15 protein-coding genes and 1 tRNA gene are annotated in these 16,861 nt (G+C 67.9%); 11 read left to right on the forward strand and 5 right to left on the reverse strand.

What is annotated here, in order from left to right; all coding sequences use genetic code 11:
• Nucleotides 1–296: 296 nt before the first annotated feature.
• Genes D457_RS0129160 through D457_RS33710 form a run of 3 tightly spaced genes read left to right on the forward strand, consistent with a single transcriptional unit; the run spans nt 297 to nt 4,137 of the window.
• A complete protein-coding gene (locus D457_RS0129160) occupies nt 297–1,334 on the forward strand; it encodes an iron ABC transporter substrate-binding protein (RefSeq protein WP_017584201.1) in 1,038 nt (345 codons plus the stop codon).
• Nucleotides 1,331–3,001 (forward strand): ABC transporter permease, encoded by a 1,671-nt coding sequence (locus tag D457_RS0129165; protein WP_017584202.1) that lies wholly within the window; start codon nt 1,331–1,333, stop codon nt 2,999–3,001. The genes D457_RS0129160 and D457_RS0129165 overlap by 4 nt, the downstream gene beginning before the upstream one ends.
• A 5-nt stretch (nt 3,002–3,006) precedes the next feature.
• Nucleotides 3,007–4,137, forward strand: a complete 1,131-nt coding sequence (locus tag D457_RS33710; RefSeq protein ID WP_051073069.1) for an ABC transporter ATP-binding protein — start codon at nt 3,007–3,009, stop codon at nt 4,135–4,137.
• Between the two features lie 423 nt (nt 4,138–4,560).
• Here D457_RS33710 and D457_RS0129180 read toward each other — a convergent pair whose 3' ends face one another.
• Nucleotides 4,561–4,869, reverse strand: coding sequence for a hypothetical protein (locus D457_RS0129180; protein ID WP_017584205.1), 309 nt, complete (start codon nt 4,867–4,869; stop codon nt 4,561–4,563).
• Nucleotides 4,870–5,315: 446 nt separating this feature from the next.
• On the opposite strand from D457_RS0129180, the gene D457_RS0129185 reads away from it, so the two are divergent.
• The 3 genes from D457_RS0129185 to D457_RS0129195 all read left to right on the forward strand — a co-directional run bounded on the left by D457_RS0129185 (nt 5,316) and on the right by D457_RS0129195 (nt 6,798).
• On the forward strand, nt 5,316–6,149 hold the full coding sequence (locus D457_RS0129185; protein ID WP_039832023.1) for a helix-turn-helix domain-containing protein: 834 nt from the start codon (nt 5,316–5,318) through the stop codon (nt 6,147–6,149).
• A 189-nt stretch (nt 6,150–6,338) separates the two neighbouring features.
• The gene (locus D457_RS37350; RefSeq protein WP_014912962.1) at nt 6,339–6,461 is read left to right on the forward strand and encodes a DLW-39 family protein; all 123 of its coding nucleotides are present in this window, start codon (nt 6,339–6,341) and stop codon (nt 6,459–6,461) included.
• A 264-nt stretch (nt 6,462–6,725) separates the two neighbouring features.
• A tRNA-Ala gene (locus D457_RS0129195) sits at nt 6,726–6,798 on the forward strand.
• 1,442 nt (nt 6,799–8,240) lie between these two features.
• Here D457_RS0129195 and D457_RS0129200 read toward each other — a convergent pair.
• Complete coding sequence (locus tag D457_RS0129200) at nt 8,241–8,636, reverse strand: RidA family protein (protein WP_026117150.1); 396 nt, start codon at nt 8,634–8,636, stop codon at nt 8,241–8,243.
• A gap of 97 nt (nt 8,637–8,733) precedes the next feature.
• Between D457_RS0129200 and D457_RS0129205 the strand changes: the two genes are divergently transcribed.
• The 3 genes from D457_RS0129205 to D457_RS0129215 all read left to right on the forward strand — a co-directional run bounded on the left by D457_RS0129205 (nt 8,734) and on the right by D457_RS0129215 (nt 11,756).
• A complete protein-coding gene (locus D457_RS0129205; RefSeq protein ID WP_026117151.1) occupies nt 8,734–9,729 on the forward strand; it encodes a helix-turn-helix transcriptional regulator in 996 nt (331 codons plus the stop codon).
• Nucleotides 9,730–10,401: 672 nt separating this feature from the next.
• On the forward strand, nt 10,402–10,767 hold the full coding sequence (locus D457_RS37620; protein ID WP_017584209.1) for a WhiB family transcriptional regulator: 366 nt from the start codon (nt 10,402–10,404) through the stop codon (nt 10,765–10,767).
• Nucleotides 10,768–11,093: 326 nt separating this feature from the next.
• Nucleotides 11,094–11,756 carry a DUF1707 and DUF4870 domain-containing protein gene (locus D457_RS0129215; protein ID WP_017584210.1) on the forward strand — a complete coding sequence of 221 codons (663 nt, stop codon included), beginning with the start codon at nt 11,094–11,096 and terminating at the stop codon, nt 11,754–11,756.
• Between the two features lie 97 nt (nt 11,757–11,853).
• Here D457_RS0129215 and D457_RS36015 read toward each other — a convergent pair whose 3' ends face one another.
• Nucleotides 11,854–12,444, reverse strand: a complete 591-nt coding sequence (locus tag D457_RS36015; RefSeq protein ID WP_017584211.1) for a hypothetical protein — start codon at nt 12,442–12,444, stop codon at nt 11,854–11,856.
• A 316-nt stretch (nt 12,445–12,760) separates the two neighbouring features.
• On the opposite strand from D457_RS36015, the gene D457_RS0129225 reads away from it, so the two are divergent.
• Both D457_RS0129225 and D457_RS0129230 read left to right on the forward strand, forming a co-directional pair.
• Nucleotides 12,761–13,285, forward strand: a complete 525-nt coding sequence (locus tag D457_RS0129225) for a peptidylprolyl isomerase (RefSeq protein ID WP_017584212.1) — start codon at nt 12,761–12,763, stop codon at nt 13,283–13,285.
• A gap of 46 nt (nt 13,286–13,331) precedes the next feature.
• Nucleotides 13,332–14,270, forward strand: a complete 939-nt coding sequence (locus D457_RS0129230) for a rhomboid family intramembrane serine protease (RefSeq protein WP_193374551.1) — start codon at nt 13,332–13,334, stop codon at nt 14,268–14,270.
• Nucleotides 14,271–14,576: 306 nt separating this feature from the next.
• Here D457_RS0129230 and D457_RS0129235 read toward each other — a convergent pair whose 3' ends face one another.
• Both D457_RS0129235 and pknB read right to left on the reverse strand, forming a co-directional pair.
• Complete coding sequence (locus D457_RS0129235; RefSeq protein ID WP_026117153.1) at nt 14,577–14,831, reverse strand: cell division protein CrgA; 255 nt, start codon at nt 14,829–14,831, stop codon at nt 14,577–14,579.
• Nucleotides 14,832–15,043: 212 nt separating this feature from the next.
• On the reverse strand, nt 15,044–16,852 hold the full coding sequence (gene pknB / locus D457_RS0129240) for a Stk1 family PASTA domain-containing Ser/Thr kinase (RefSeq protein ID WP_026117154.1): 1,809 nt from the start codon (nt 16,850–16,852) through the stop codon (nt 15,044–15,046).
• Between the last annotated feature and the right edge of the window lie 9 nt (nt 16,853–16,861).

Consider the following 16,861-nt stretch of genomic DNA (forward strand, 5'->3'; position numbering starts at 1 on the left):
CTTGAGGGGAGGGGGTTCGTTCTTCGGAACGAGCCTCCTCCTTTTTTATTATTCTTATTTTTTTCATGGGGTCATCCTATTATCGGATGATCCCTTTTTTGTTTCTAGTGTTCTTCCTGTGAACTAATGTGCAGATGGTGACTGTTGACCTTATTTGTAATGCGTGTCACTGGGGTAAACGTTGATTACCATCGGGTTTAACATTGTAAGGACAGCCTTCCCTGAGTTAGGCTCGCCTTCGTTGTGTACTCGGGCCGGCCGAGTCTAATACCCATGAACCTCGGTAGGAGAACCCGATGAACGCCCTCCCCCAGCGATTCAGGCTCGCGCTCGTCGCGGTGCCCGTTTTCGCTCTGATGGCCACCGCCTGTGGCGGCGACGACTCCGCGTCCGGCGAGAACGGTGACGCCGACGAGGCCATCACCATCTACTCCGGCCGAGACCAGGAGCTCATCGACCCGCTCATCGACATGATGCGCGAGTCCACCGGCCTGGAGATCGACGTCCGTTACGGCGACACCGCCCAGATGGCCAACCAGATCGAGACCGAGGGCGAGGACACCAACGCCGACCTGTTCATCGGGCAGGACGCGGGCGCTCTCGGCTTCCTCGTCCAGGAGGGCCTCCTGGCTGAGCTGCCGTCCGAGATCACCGACCAGGTGCCCGCCGAGTACCGGGCCACCAACGGCGAGTGGGTCGGCATCTCCGGACGCTCCCGGGTCATCGCCTACAACCCCGAGAACGTCGACGACGTCCCGGACAGCGTGCTGGATCTGACCGACCCCGAGTGGGAGGGCCGGGTCGGCATCGCCCCGACCAACGCCAGCTTCCAGGCCTTCGTCACCGGCCTGCGCGTGATCGAGGGCGAAGAGGCCGCCGAGCAGTGGCTGGAGGACATGGTCGCCAACGACGTCCAGACCTTCGAGAACAACCGCTCGATGCTCGACGGCCTTGAGACCGGCGAGATCGACATCAGCCTGAACAACCACTACTACTGGTACGAGCGCATGAAGGAGACCCCGGACGAGGTCACCTCCGAGCTGCACTACCTGCCCGCGGGCGACGCCGGCGGCCTGGTGAACGTGGCGGGTGCGGCCATCACCGCCAACGCCTCGAACCCCGAGGGCGCCCAGACCGCTCTGGAGTACCTCCTCAGCGACGAGGCCCAGGGCTACTTCACCAACGAGACCTCTGAGTACCCGCTGGTGGACGGCGTGGAGCTGGGTGAGGGCCTGCCCGAGGTCGGCACCCTCGAGCAGCCCGACATCGATCTGAGCGACCTGCACTCCCTGGACGAGACGGTCGAGATGCTCCGCGAGGCGGGCCTGGAGTGACCGACGTCCACCACGGACGCACCAAGCCGGAGCCTTCCCAGAAGAGGGGAGGCTCCGGCCGTGTTGTCTCCCTACCCTTCTCCCTGCCGCTCGCTCTGCCCCTGTACCTCCTGGCGGGGGCGACAGCGGTACTGGCAGTCCTGCCGCTGCTCTACGTGCTCTTCCAGGCCTTCTCGGAGGGCCCGTCCGCCCTGGTCGAGGCGCTGACCCGGGGCCGCACCGTCGAACTCCTGGTCAACAGCCTCACCCTGACCGCGACCGTCACCGCGGGCTGCCTGGTCCTCGGGGTCGGGCTGGCCCTGCTCGTGTCGCGGGTACGTCTGCCCGGAAACCGGTTCTGGGCTCTGGTCGCCACACTCCCCCTGGCCATCCCGAGCTATGTCGCCGCGATGGTGTGGATGGAGGCGGTCCCCGAGGTCCGCGGTTTCGTCGGTTCGGCGATCGTCCTCACCCTGTGCACGTACCCCTACGTCTTCCTGCCCGTGGTCGCCGCCCTGAGCCTGGCCGACCGGGACCAGGAGGAGGTGGCCCGTTCCCTGGGCCGCGGCCCCTGGTACGTCCTGACCCGGGTGACGCTCCGGCACGTACAGCCCTCGGCCGCGGCGGGTTCGCTGCTGGTCGCGCTGTACGTGCTCTCCGATTTCGGTTCCGTGGCCACCATGCGCTACGACACCATCACCAGAGCCATCTACAACGACTACGCCAACCGCTTCGACATGGCCAGTGCGGCCTCGCTGAGCGCGGTCCTGGTCGCCGTCACCCTCCTGGTGCTGTGGGGTGAGGCCCGGGCCCGCGGCCGCGCTCGGTTCAGCCGGGTCGGCTCGGGTGCCACGCGGACTCGCCCGCCCCGTGACGTGTCGGCCGAACTCCTCGAACAGCTCCCCCCCAAACTCACCCGTGCGCCGGGTCTGGCCCCCGCCGTGCGGGCGCTGACCGGCGCTCTGCTGGTGCTACCGTTCGTCCTGGTCGCCGCGGCCGCCCTGGTCTTCCCTGTCGTCAGCCTCAGCTACTGGATCGCCCGGGGCTCCTCGGCCGGGGTCGACCTGCCCCGGATGGTGGAGACCGCGCTGACCACGCTCGGCGTCTCCGCGGCCGGTGCCGCCGTCACCCTGGTCCTCGCGCTGCCCGTCGGCATCCTCGCGGCCCGCCACCGAGGCCGGGTCCCCCGCCTGCTGGAGGGGGCCACCTGGATGGGCTACTCGATGCCCGGTGTGGTGGTCGCCGTGGCGCTGGTCTACTTCGCGGTGAACCACGCCTTCGCGCTGTACCAGCAGCTCCCCCTGCTGATCTTCGCCTACGCACTGCTGTTCCTGCCCGCGGCGGTCGGCTCGGTGCGCAGCGCCGTCGCCCAGTCCCCGCCGGGGCTGGAGGAAATCGGCCGTTCGCTGGGCCGCACTCCCCCGCAGGTGTTCACCCGGGTCACGCTTCCCCTGGCCTTCCCCGGAGTGGCGGCCGGTGCCACACTCGTCTTCCTGACCTGCATGAAAGAGCTCCCGGTGACGCTCATGCTGCACCCCACCGGGATGGAGACCATCGCGATGCGGCTCTGGTCGGCCACCAACGTGGGCCGCTTCGCTGCCGCAGCGCCCTACGCGATGATGCTCATCGTCCTGGCCTCGGTGCCCGCGTTCGTACTCGGCCGCAAGGCCACGGCAATGGAGAGGTGATCCCCGTGAGCGGTCTCGTCGTCGAGGGGGCGGAGAAGTCTTTCGGTCGCACCGGTGTGCTGCACGGGGTCGACATGTCGGTTCCCGAGGGCTCGCTCGGTGCCCTGCTCGGCCCGTCGGGCTGCGGGAAGACCACCCTGCTCCGGCTGGTTGCCGGGTTCGAACGGCTGGATTCCGGAACGATCCGGATCGGTGAACGCGTCCTGGCCCAGGGGCTCGGATCCCACGTGCGCCCCGAGCGCCGGGGCGTGGGCGTGGTGCCCCAGGAGGGCGCTCTCTTCCCGCACATGTCCGTGGCCCGCAACGTTGCGTTCGGTCTGGGCCGGGGGTGGCGGGAGCGAGTGGGCGGCCGCACCCGTCGCCGGGCCCGTACCGAGGAGGTCCTGGAGCTGGTGGGGTTGACCGGGTACGCCGCTCGGATGCCGCACGAGCTGTCCGGCGGTCAGCAGCAGCGAGTCGCCCTGGCCCGGGCCCTGGCCCCCGAACCGGCCCTGATCATGCTGGACGAACCCTTCAACGCGCTCGACCCTGCACTACGGTCGGGGCTGCGGGAGGAGGTTCGGCAGGTACTGCACACCGCTGGGGTGACCGCCCTGCTGGTGACCCACGACCCCGAGGAGGCGCTGTCCACCGCGGACAGCGTGGCGCTGATGCGCGAGGGGGAGATCATGCAGAGCGGGACACCCCGCGAGGTGTACGAACGCCCGGGCGACGCGGGACTGGCCAAGTACCTGGGGGAGACCGTGGTGATCCCGGGCGAGCTGGGTTCCGCGGGGGTGGAATGCGCCCTGGGAACACTGGCCCCCTACACCGAGGGCCAGCGGGGTGAGGGATCGGTCGTGCTGAGGCCCGAACGCATCGAGTTCGACCTGGCGGACGAGGTGCCGGCCGACTTCGACGGGGGTGTCCCCGGCCGGGTGGCGGACGTGGTCTTCGCCGGGCACGACAGCGTGGTCTACCTGGCGGTGGACGGTTCCGGAACGCGGGTCAGGGCGCGCTCGCACCGTCATCCGGCCCCCGCGATCGGCGCGCGCGTGCGGATCCGGGTCTCCGGGGAGGTCGCCTTCTTCACCGGTGAGGCGGCGAGGGCGCACGGCTGGGAGACCCGGCCGACGGTGACGGCGGGGCACAGCTGAGAACACCAGCTGTGCGTTCGCCCGAACCTTCGGGGGAGTTACCGCCCCTGTCTCCGAGGGGTACGGGGCGGGCAGGGGCGTGTCTGCCGAACACGCACCGGGGGTAGGGGGAACCGTCGTAGCGACGGGACCGGACGGCGGTACGGGACCGCCGGGGTCCCGCGCTAGTCCTCGTCGGCTTCCGGAATATCGATGAGCTGCCTCAGCAGCGCAACGAAGTCGTCCTCGCTCATCGCCGACCAGTCCACGTGCTCGTTCATGTCAGCGGTCTCCCCCGAACTCTCGCCCCATAAGCCTCCGTAGGGCGTATTGGTTCGAGAAGTCTGGGTTAACAGCGCGTTTATGCAGGTCATGGAAGTGGCCGGAATGGGCCGAGGTGTTCGGGGCCGGGTTTCGGACCGGGCCCCGAACGGTTCAAACGGTTCAGACGCGTTGCTGGAGGGCGCTCCTGCACTCGGGGCAGCGGCAGCGCTTGTTGTACCCGGTGACGCTGCCGTGGGGCAGGGACGGGTCGCGCTGGTCGGTGAGGGTGGCGTCGAGCTGCTCACCGAAGGGCTTGAGGACGCGCGCGGTGGAGAAGACCTGCTTGGGGCTGATGCCCAGCTCTCCCGCCGCGTCGTCGATGTGCTTACCCATACGGAGTTTCGCGATGAGGCGTGACCGGGTGCTCGGAGGCATCTGGGCCTCCGCGTTCGCGATCAGCTGCTCGGCGTCGTCAAGCGGGTAGCTCATGGGTTTCCTCTACGTGTGCGGGTACGCCCGCCGGGACGGGCGCCTCAAGCATCGTACGCGCTTTCCTCCCCTGAACAGTGGAATACGGCAAACACGACACAAGGTCACAAAGTGCGCCCCGCGGGCATTGGCGGGGTGTGCGGCTCCTCCCACTCCCGGCCCATTCTTCCCGCCCGGCCGTACCCGGGTGCCGGTGGGGCTGATGTGGCCCGAGGACTGTGAACCGAGGAAAGGGCGTTGGACGCTCACTCTCGTGTGACTCCCTGGTACGCAAATCCAGTCACTCATTGTAACAAAGCTGCGGATTTTCCCGGAGGGCCGCGTATCCCGCCCCTCCCCTAATGCATCGAAACGGTCGCTCTTTTCTAGAGACTCATTGCTAGATGCTAGATGCCGTGTTTCTCTGGTGAGATAATCCCGACACTCTGCGTCATTGGATCAGTGTTATGACCAGCCCCACGGTTCGCCGTCGGCGACTGTCCGCCGAGCTCCGCCGTCGCCGTGTGCAGGCGGGCCTGACCCTCAACGACGTGGCGGAGGAGCTCGAGTGGTCGCCCGCCAAGCTCGGGCACATCGAGACCGGGATCCGTAAATGGCCTTCGGTCATGGAGATCTCCGCGCTGCTGCGCCTCTACGGGGTCACCGGGGGGCAGCGCGAGGCCATTCTGACGCTCGTCCGCGAGTCCCGGCTGAGGCCGTGGTGGACCGAGTACGAGGATGTCCTCTCCTCCGCCTACGTCGGCAACGAGGCCGGGGCGGTGTCCATCCAGTCCTACGCGGGCATCCTCGTCCCGGACCTGCTCCAGACCCCGGACTACACCGCCGCCCTGGCGCGCTCCCTCGGCCGCGACGGGCGGGCCGCCGAACGGATGGTCGCCGCCCACCTCAAACGCCAGGAGATCCTCGACTCCGGCTCGCTGGTCCGCTACCACGCGGTGGTGGAGGAGGACGCCCTCCAACGCGTCTCCGCCGATCTGGGCCTGCTGCGGGCCCAGGCCAACCGGATCGTCGAGCTGGCCACCCAGTCCGAACGCGTGACGGTTCAGCTGCTGCCGACCTCCGCCGGTCCGCACGCCGGCCTGGCCGGACCCTTCTCCATCCTGGAGTTCGAGGAGGACGAGGCCGACCTCGCCTATGTCGAGGCCACCCAGGGTGGCGGAATCATCGAAGCCGAGGAATCAGTCCGCTCCTGTCGTCTGGTCTGGGAGGATCTGACCCGAATCGCCGCGTCTCCGCAGGCCACGGTCGGTATTCTGCGTCGGATGGCGCTGCTGACATGACCGTACGGAACCGCCTCAGCGCGGATCAGGCGCAGAAGCCGGTGTGAATCGGTCCACCATGGCGGGGACAGCTCGCCATGGCTTGCTAGTCTGCTAGGTGACAACCTCATAAAGTTGCCCTCGGAGCCCCGCCCCCGGGCGGGAGTCCGTGAGTACGACCGGTTTTCCAACAGAGAAAGGGTCCGGACAGTGAAGAAGATCATCGTTCTGGCGCTGGTGGCCCTCGGGGCTTTCGCCGTCTACCGCAAGATCCAGGCGGACCGTGCCGAGCTCGACCTGTGGACGGAAGCCACCGCGGCCAGCGAGAGCTGATCAGCGGATCCCAACGGCCACCGTCAGGGGGCCGGGAGGTTTCCAACGGGTCAACGGTGTACACCCGCGTGTGTCACCGAACGTCCGTTTGAGAGTGACACGAAGACGTGGGTGGGCCGACAATCCCGTGGTGCGACCCACGGCTTTGTGCTGCATCGGGTCCCTGGCAGCCCCCGGACCCCGGGTTTTCCCGCTCCGTGACCGGGGCAGCTTTCCGATGCGGGTATGCTCTCTTGGTGACCAGGAATCCATCCCTGGTCTGGAGGGGCCATAGCTCAGTTGGCAGAGCGCCGGTTTTGCATACCGGAGGCCAGGAGTTCGAATCTCCTTGGCTCCACTCCACTCTGGAACGACCCTGCTCGGGGCCTTCGGCCTCTTCGCCGGGTCGTTCCGTTGTTTCTCCTGGGGGACGACCCCCAGACCCTCACTGTGTTCAGCAGGGCCCGAATCTCCACTGAGGATGCTGTTGGCGAATCCGCAGCGTTGGGGTCCGGAGGAGCGGAGAGGCTGACATAGGGAGGCTTCTCTGTGTCAGGCTCGGGTAGGGCATCCTGGGTGGGGTCTGGGGTCTGGGGTCTGGGGTCTGGGGCCTGGTGCCTGGGGCCTGGTGCCTGGGGCCTGGGGCCTGGTGCCTGGTGCCTGCGGTTCGGGTTGCGGTTCCCCCGTTTCCCGCCGCTTGATGGTTGCCGTCTCCGCTGCGCGCGTCAAGGTCGTTCGTCCTCGCTTCGCTGCGGGCGCTCCACCTTGACCCGCTTCGCTACGACGGCGGTTGGCGGCTATCGGGAAACGGGGCAGGTGTGGTCCGGGGTGGCAGACGGGCCCCCAAAGGGGCCAACTACTCACTACCTCGGCCTTCGGCCGGTGCCTTCCCCAGCTCTGCGCGGATCGGGTCGCGTGTCGCGGCCGGTCAAGGCGGGCAACGAAAAGCCGCAGCGACGGCCCCGGTTTCCCCAGGCCTGCGCGGACCGGGCCACGTGTCGCGGCCGGTTATGCGTGCCATCGGACAAGCGGCGGCGAGGGTGGGGTTCAGCGCTGTGGTGTTGGCTCTGGGCAAGCCGGGGTGTCCGTAACCTGTACCTGGAGGCTGTCCGCTGCTTCCGAAACCCCCTCATTCCCGGTGATCTTGCTACCAGAGGCAAGTTCGGCGCTGATTTCGCTTCTGGTAGCAAGATCATCTTCGGGAAAGGGGCCGAAACCGTTCCCGGGGGCCTGGCGGGCCGCTGGTGGTGTTCGCTGGCACGGGTGACCGGCCGCGACACGCGACCCGATTCGCGCCGGGCTGGGGAGCCTGGTGCCCTCGCTGCCGCTTTTCCGTCTGGGCGAGTGACCGGCCGCGACACGGCCAGGCGGTGGGCGCCGGGCTGGGGAAGGCGCCGGCCGAAGGCCGAGGCAGTTGGCAGTTGCCGTTGGGCCCTTTGGGGCCCGTCTACCACCCCGACCACTCCTCCCCCGTTTCCCGATAGCCGCCAACCGCCGTCGCAGCGAAGCGGGTCAAGGTGGAGCGCTCCGGGCGAAGCCCTTGACGCGACTACCTTGACGCGCGCAGCGGAGACGGCAACCATCAAGCGGCGGGAAACGGGGGAACCGCAACCCGAACCCAGAAACGAAACCCCAGGCCCCACACAGGCCCCCACACAGGCCCCCACACAGGCCCCCACACAGGCCCCCACACAGGCCCCCACACAGGCCCCCACACAAGCCCCACACAGGCCCCACTCCGGGATTAACCAACAGCATCCTCCACTGAGATTCGGGCCCTGTGGTGTTTTGCGGACCGGATTACGCCATGGCGGTGCCCTCGAGTTCGACGATCAGGCTCGGGATGGCCAGGCGGGTCACGCCGAGCATCGTGGTGGACGGGGCCGCGCCTGCGGCGCCCAGCCTGGCGGCGAGGACGCCGTAGTGCTCGAAGAGCCGGTCGACGTCGGTGGTGTAGACGTTGAGCCGGACCAGGTTCGCCAGGGCCATGCCGCCCTCCGCGAGCACCGCTTCCAGGTTGTCGAGGGTCAGCGTCAGCTGCGCCGCCATGTCGTCGGGGTGCTCTGGTTTGCCTTCGGCGTTCATAGCGGTCTGTCCGGAGCAGTACAGGGTCCGGGTGTGCCCGGAGACGAGTTCGCCCTGGTTGTAGCCCAGCTCCGTTGACCAGGTCCACGGGTTGACCGCGGTTCGCTCGATGGCCATGTCAGCTCCCAAAGGTGTCGTTTGCCGTTGCTCTGATCAGCCTCTCCACAAATCACGACATCCCCTGTCGGGTATTCAGTAGGTTTTTTCCATGCGTGCTGATCGCTTGGTCTCACTGGTGTTGCTGCTGCGCCAGCGCGGGCAGCTGACCGCGGACACGCTCGCGCGGGAGCTGGAGGTCTCCACCCGCACCGTGTTGCGCGATATCGAGGCGCTGTCCGCGGCCGGGGTGCCGGTCTACGCCGAGCGCGGCCGGCACGGAGGTTTCGCGTTGCTGCCCGGTTTCCAGACCGAGCTCACCGGACTCAACCACGACGAGGCCCTCGCCCTGCTGGTCGCCGGTTCGGCCCGCGGCGACCAGGTACTCGGTCTCGGGTCGCCGCTCGCCTCGGCCATGCGCAAGGTGGTGGACGCGCTGCCCGAAGGCCACCGGTCCACCGCGAGCGACGCGGTCCAGCGGTTGCTCGTCGACCCGGAGACCGACCTGCTCTCCCGCCCGGTGGTCACCGAGGGGGCTCCCGAAACGGCCATGGCCGAGGTCCGGCGCGCGGTGTTCGCCGGGCGCCGGCTGCGCATCCGCTACGCGGCGGTGGACCAGGCCCCGAAATGGCGCACGGTGGACCCGGTCGGTCTAGTCACCGTGGGGGACCGGAGCTACCTGCTGGCCACGAGAGCCGGGCAGGATCGCACCTACCGGCTGTCGCGGGTGCTGGCCGCCGAGGAACTCGCCGAGCCTGCGCGGCGGCCGGACCGGGTCGATCTGGACCGGGTCTGGCGGGAGCGCTGTGCGCAGTTCCTGTCCGGTGTCGACCGGGTCATCGTGCGGGCCCGGGTGGATCCGGCGCGGCGCGAGGAACTGGTGAGCAGCGCTCTGGCCGTCCGCACCGAGGAGAACGGGGAGACCGGGGAGGAAACCGGCGCGGACGGCTGGCCGCGGCTGGAGGTGACCTTCCAGGACGCGCGGCACGCCGAATGGGCGCTGTGGCAGCTGGGTGCGGCGGGCGAGGTCCTGGCCCCCGGGTGGTTGCGTACGGCCCTGCGCGACCGCGCCCTGGCGATGGCCGCCCGCTACCGGGTGCCCTCCTGAGGGCACGGTTGTCTCGAATCTCAGCCTATGAACTATTCGGGCGGAAAACCATATTCTGGGACCTTTGGTCAGATTGATAAGGGACCTCCTGCTCAAAGAGGGAGAATTTTTCGAGGTTACTAAACAGTAGTTCTGGAGCTGTTCGTGTGGGTGGGAAATGGGTGACCTGTGGGTTTGCGCAGTGTGTCTGTCCGGGGGGCCGCATAGCCCGTTCGGGTGGGGTCGGTGACGGGGTGTCCTGTTGGGGTGGGCCTGTCGCAGTGGGGTGAGTCCCTCATGGGATGACATGAAGTCGCAGGTCATAGCCGATTCAGGGTAATGGTCTGAGGCTGACCTTTCATTGCGGTTGCGTGGGGGTGCTTGTATCACATGCAGTGACTCTCCGTGTGTGTATGATGACACTTCCTTAAGAGGCAATGGTCCTAGTGGGCCATATGAGAAATAGGCCTCTTGGGGCCTGTTGGTGAACTCCGGCGATCCGTAGTTTCGACACCAACGACAACGAGGAACACAGCGCGCCGAAACGATCGACCCCCGAAGACGAGCCGCGCGGCCCCCCGCCCGGCATCGTGCACCGTCCTCGCATCGGCCAACTGTCCCTCGTGCCACCGGCGGTCGTACCGCCCGGTGGGTTCCGATCACCACACATGCTGATCTTGGGAGTGGGGCAACATGTGGAATGAGAAGATGGCGGCTCGTGCCAAGTGCCGCGAAATCGACCCCGACGCACTGTTTGTTCAGGGTGCCGCGCAGAACCGCGCCAAGTTGATCTGCCGGGGCTGCCCGGTACGTACCCAGTGCCTCGCCGAGGCACTGGACAGCCGGATCGAGTTCGGTGTCTGGGGAGGCATGACCGAACGCGAGCGCCGCGCCCTGCTGCGTCGGCGCAAGGACGTCACCAGCTGGTACGACCTGCTCACCAGCGCGGAGAAACGCTATGAGGAGGAGCAGACCCAGCCGGAGCCGGTACGCACCGGTACGCCTGCGGTGCCCCCGGTGCCCGCAGAGCCCGCGGTACCCGCCGTCGCACACCAGTGACGGGGACCGCCGCCGGGGAGGGGAGCCCGGGCGGCTGAGCTGGACGGCATGAGAGCAAGCTGCTGAGGCCGAGGGCGAGTTCGTCGAACCCGCCCTGGAGATACGAGGATGTCCGCGTGGCACGCCCACGGGCGTGACGGCGATCGCGGTGGTGCGTGGCGCGTCCCGACCAAAGTCGATGCCGTCCTCCTCCTTTCGGGGGAGGGACGGATCAGGGGAGGATCAGGGACGCCCCCCATATCGGTACCCCGCGTTATGCCGCATCATGGAGGAGGGCGCGGTCATCCTCGTACGGCCGTGCTCACCAGAGCAGCTTGGGAGTGGGGATGGCCGTGCAGAACCCGCAGAACCCGCAGTGGCGGAACCCGTGGGATCGAAGCCCCGCCACGCACGCACCACAGATTCGGCTCACCCACGCAGATCGGGACGCCGTGGCCGAGGTGCTGCGCGAGGCCTACTCGCAGGGGCAGTTAGACGAGGACGAGTTCGAAGAACGGCTCGACAAGGCGATGCGGGCCAAGGTCAGCAACGACCTCGCACCCCTCACCACCGACCTCGGGGTCCAGGTCTCCCCCGGCGGGACCGGGAACGCCCCCGGCGTCACCCAGCAGAACGGGAACCAGTCCAAGGACAAGGCCAAGGACCGCGGACCGACCACGGACAACCCGGTGGAGAAGGTCGGCGCCGCCGCAGGGCACCTGTCCGCCTGGTTCCTGCCCTTCCTGGCGCCGCTGGTCCTGATGATCATCGGCGGGGAACTGTCGCCCTACCTGAAGCGGCAGGCGATGGAGGCGCTCAACTTCCAGCTCTTCTGCCTCATCGGCGGGGTTGTGAGCGTACTGCTCTTCTGGTTGGTCGTCCCGCTGATGGCCCTGGTCCTCATCGGCCTGGGCTGGGTCGTCCTGCCGATCATCGCGACCATCGCCAGTCTGCAGGGCGCCAGGTGGAGGTACCCGATGGTCTACCGCCTGATCAAGGACGACAACTGATCAGGGACAGCAGCTGAGCCCGAACACCTAGAGAAACAGCTGAGCCGCACCGAGCGCCCCATCAGATCAGGGGCTCCCGGCACGGCTCAGTCGGCTGTCAGCTTCCGGAGCGGCCGTTGTCCTGCGCGCGGCTCTCTGCGGTCGCCGCACGCACCTTCTCCTTCGCCTTGGCCTTAGTGGCCTTGGCCGTCTCGGCCGCGCTGTCAGCGACGTCCTCCGCCTTCTCCTCTAGGTTCTCGCGGGTCTCACGGACCTGCTCGCGGGCCTGGTCCAGGTGTTCCTGCCACTCGGCGTCCTGGGAGGCCTGGCGCATGCGGATCAGCGAGTACACGATTACGCCGCCCGCCACGGCCGCGCCGCCGATCAGGACACCGCGGGGGATGCGGCGGTTTCCTCGACGGAACAGCCGCAGACCGCGGCGACCCGGGCTCGGGTCGATTCGCTGTGCGGCGGTGGTCAGGAGTTCGGCCACCCGGGGCGCCACTGTGTCCTCGACACGGAGCGCCGCGGTCTCCAGCCGGGGGGCCGTCCAGCCACGCGCCTGGAGGAGCTTGATTGCGGCCTGGTCCCGCGCCTGGTCGGCGTAGGGGCCCAGCCGGTCGGCCTGCTCCTTGGCCAGGTCTTGCAGGCGGGCGAGGGTCGCCTCCGCCTCCTTGCGTGCCTTGCGACGCTTGGCAGTGATAGGCACGTCGTCAGCTCCTTTGATCGTTCACCGGTTCGTACGGTCCCACCACCCCGGGGGCCGACGCGTCATGACCCCGATCTGGGCGGCTTCTCGTCGTCCTTCCCCGTTATCCGGGTGTTATCTCAACATACGTCCTCTGCGTCTGTGATCTACGTTTCGACACCGGCCGCCGCTCCATGTCTTCGCCGACGGTTCCACTCGACCCGGGATGACCCCGACACGGTCTTGCCACCGGCCGCGGCCGGTCGGGTTGAGACGAAACGCGGTGGACGGAACGGTAACGTGAGCACGTAAATCTCACTCGACGAAAGGCACTGAGGTGTCGGACTCCACGGGTCAGCCCACCGCGCGGCTGAACACCTCCAAGGGAACCATCGTTGTCAAGCTCTTCGAGAAGGAGACGCCGGAGACGGTCGCCAACTTCATCGGGCTGGCCGACGGTTCGAAGCAGTGGATGGACCCGAGCACGGGCAAGCCGTCCAACAACAGCCTCTACGAGGGCACGATCTTCCACCGTGTCATCGACGGTTTCATGATCCAGGGCGGGGACCCTCTGGGTTCCGGCCGCGGCGGCCCCGGCTACAAGTTCGGCGACGAGATCCACCCGGACCTGCGTTTCGACCGTCCGTTCCTGCTGGCCATGGCCAACGCGGGCCCGGGCACCAACGGCTCGCAGTTCTTCATCACTGTCGGTGAGCCCAACTGGCTCAACGGCCGTCACACCATCTTCGGCGAGGTCGTCGAGGGCACTGACGTCGTCACCGAGATCACCAAGGTCTCGACCGACGCTCAGGACCGTCCCCACGAGGACGTGGTGATCAACAGCATCGAGATCACCCGATAGAGCGGAAGTTCCAGCGGTGAGACCCTGAAGGAGTGACGACCCACCCATGACCGCATCTCCCCCTCCGCCCGGAACCCCGTCCGGGCCCGGCTCCGAGCCGGGCGCGCCCCGCACCTGCTACCGGCACGGCGACCGCGAGACCGGGGTCAGCTGCACCCGGTGCTCGCGGCCGATCTGCCCGGACTGCATGGTCGAGGCGTCGGTCGGGTTCCAGTGCCCCGAGTGCGTGGCGGAGGGAAACCGGAAGGTGCGGTCCGCACGGACCACCTTCGGGGGCAAGGTCGTCGAGAAGCCGTACGTGACCTGGACGATCCTGGTCATGATGGTGGTGGGTTTCCTCGTCCAGATGGGCACCTCGGACCCCGTCGGGCAGGCCGGACAGTCGCCGCTGGTCGTGGCGTTCGGCATGCACGGCGGGGCCGCGTTCTTCAACGACGAGTGGTACCGGCTGATCACCGCGGCCTTCCTGCACGGTGGGATCATGCACCTGCTGTTCAACGGGTACGCGATGTACCTTCTGGGGCAGCAGCTGGAACGTTGGCTCGGCCACGGACGTTTCCTCGCCCTGTGGGTGGTGGGCGCCCTGTCTGGGTCCGTCATGAGCCTGCTCTTCGCCCCGGACCAGCTCTCGGTCGGCGCCTCCGGCGCGATCTTCGCCCTCTTCGGCGCGGTGTTCGTGATCGGTCGGCGGCTGCGACTGGACATGCGGATGATCCTGGTGCTGCTCGCGCTCAACCTGGGCATCACGTTCCTGGTCCCCGGCATCTCCTGGACCGCCCACATCGGCGGTCTGGTGGCCGGGCTGGCCGTCGGCGCGGTGTTCGCCTACCTGCCGACCGGCGCCGGCCGCAGCACAGGTACCGGTACCGGCCAGGCGAAGCGGCGCACGCTCGTGCACGCGCTCATGGTTGCCCTGTACGTGGCGCTGCTGGTGGTCCTGGTGTTCCTGGCCCCGACGGTCTGGTTCACGCTGGTGCCCGCCTGAGCGGCTCTGGCGGGGTGACCCGGGCACGGCGAAGGCCCTGGGAAAACCCGAGCAGCTCGGGTTCTCCCAGGGCCTTCGTGCTGAGTGCACACCGTGCCGGAACCGGTCGGAGTACCCGGCGGACCGGCGGTACGACCGAACTGTGGCACCTGGTTCAGGGCATGCAAACAGAGCTACCCACAGCCTGTGGATAACCCTGTGGAAAACATGGTGAAGGCCGAACGAACACCCATGAGGGGACGTCGGTGCCGTTGTCGGATCCCGCCTACGACAGGGGGCGTCGTAGCCGCGTGCGGGAGGGCCGGGTCAGTGCCAGCGTGTCGACAGGATGACGGCCGCGATGATCCCGCTGAAGCCGATCAGCAGGTTCCAGTTGTGCCAGTCCTGCATGAAGGGCACCTGGGACCCCGCGATGTAGTAGACCGCGATCCAGAGAATGCCCAGGATGAAGAAGCCCAGCATCGTCGGCACGAGCCAACGCGGACTGACCTTCGGCTTCTCTTTGGAAGGAGGCGGTGTGTAAACAGCCTTCTTCTTGCGATCGTTGCGGGACTTGGGCACGGTCGCTGCTCCAGGATGTGGGGCGGTTCAGAACGGAACACAGTCTACGCGCAGGGCGGGGCACGAGTCACCGGCGGGAGATTCCAATCCCCCAACGGACGCGGGACTCCGGAACCGCGCACAGGACCCGCACAGGACCCGCGCACACGAGGACGGGCGGGGCTCCGCGGAGCCCCGCCCGTCCTCGTTCCTACCGCCTGCCTACCGGCCGCCTAATCCCGTCGGAAGACGAAACCGTCCTCACCCGGCGGCGGGTCCTCCGGGTCCCCTGGCTCCTCGGGATCCGTGGGCTCCTCCGGGTCCGTCGGCTCCTCGGGCTCGGTCGGCTCCTCGTCCGGGGCCACCGCGATCGTCACGGTCACCGTGGTGCCCGCGTTCACGTTCTGCTGGGCGCCCGGCGACTGGCTGACGACGGTGTTCTCCGGCGCCCCGCCGTTCTGCTGCTCCTGGAACTCCGCGTTCAGCCCCGCCTGGCTCAGCGCGTTCTGCGCCTGCTCACGGGTCATCCCCTGTAGGTCGGGTACCGCCACCTGCTCGGGGCCGGAGGAGATGAGCAGCGTGATCTCGTCGGAGGGGTCGGCGTCAGTACCCGCGGACGGCTCGGTGCCGATCGCGTTGCCCTCGGTGACGGTGTCGCTGGCCCTGCGTTCTGTGGTGACGTTCTCGAACCCGGCCTCGGTCAGCGTGTTCCTCGCATCGGACTCGGCCTGGTTCTCCACGTTCGGGACCTCCAGGGCGCCCGGCCCGGAGGAGACGTGGATGACGATCGTGTCAGTGGCCTCGATCTCGGTACCGGCCTCGGGATCGGTCTCGATGACCGTCCCCTCCTCGACCTCGTCGTCGGCCCGTTCCTCGGAGCGGTAGTTCTCGAACCCGTCCTCGGTGAGCTGGGACTCCGCCGCCTCCAGCGTGCTCCCGGCCAGGTCCGGGACGGCGATCGTCTCAGCCTCGGTCACGTTGCTGCGGTTCAACAGGAAGAAGACCAGGACGAGGGAGCCGATCACGCCCAGCGCGAGCAGGGCCCACAGGGCGGCCTTGCCCCCGCCGCCCTTCTTCTGGTCCCGGTCGTCGTAGTCGTCATCGTAATCGTCGTAGTCATCGTCGTACCGGCCGCTGTCCGCGGGCGGCAGCGCCGTGGTCGCCCCGGCCGCTGCCATCGCCATCGTGCCCGCCTGGGTGGGCATTCCGGCCAGGCCGCGCTGGATGTCGGCACGCATCTCCGCGGCGTTCTGGTACCGCTCCTCGCGGTCCTTGGTCATCGCGCGGAGGGTGACGTCCTCCAGCCAGTCCGGGATCCGCTGGTCCACCTCGGTCGGCGGTACCGGCTCCTCACGGACGTGCTGGTAGGCGATCGAGACGGGAGAGTCACCGGTGAACGGCGGACGGCTGGTGAGCAGTTCGTAGAGCACACAACCGGTGGAGTAGATGTCGCTGCGCGGGTCCACCCGCTCACCGCGCGCCTGCTCCGGGGACAGGTACTGGGCGGTACCGATGACCTGCGAGGCCTGGGTCATCGTCGCCTGGTTGTCGTCCATGGACCGCGCGATGCCGAAGTCCATCACCTTGACGTCGGCGGCCTTGGTCAGCATGACGTTCGCGGGCTTGATGTCCCGGTGGACGATCCCGTTGTCGTGGCTGTACTCGAGAGCTTTGAGGATGCCGTCCACCAGCTCCGCCGAACGCTCCGGCAGCAGCTTGCGGTCGTCGTCCAGGAGCTCCTTGAGCGTGCGCCCGTCCACGTACTCCATGACGATGTACGGGATGGACACCCCGTCGACCATGTCCTCGCCGGTGTCGTAGACCGCGATGATCGCAGGGTGGTTCAGGGAGGCCGCCGACTGCGCCTCCCTTCGGAAGCGCGCCTGGAAAACGTGGTCGCGGGCCATGTCGTGTCGGAGCGTCTTGATCGCGACGAGCCGATCGAGCCTTAGGTCGCGTGCGCGGTATACCTCGGCCATACCGCCGCGCCCGACCACCGTGTCGAGTTCGTAGCGGCCACCGAGAAGCCGGGGTTGGGACATGTCGTGCAC

The organism is Nocardiopsis valliformis DSM 45023 (assembly GCF_000340985.1).
GTDB classification, from domain to species: Bacteria; Actinomycetota; Actinomycetes; order Streptosporangiales; family Streptosporangiaceae; genus Nocardiopsis; species Nocardiopsis exhalans.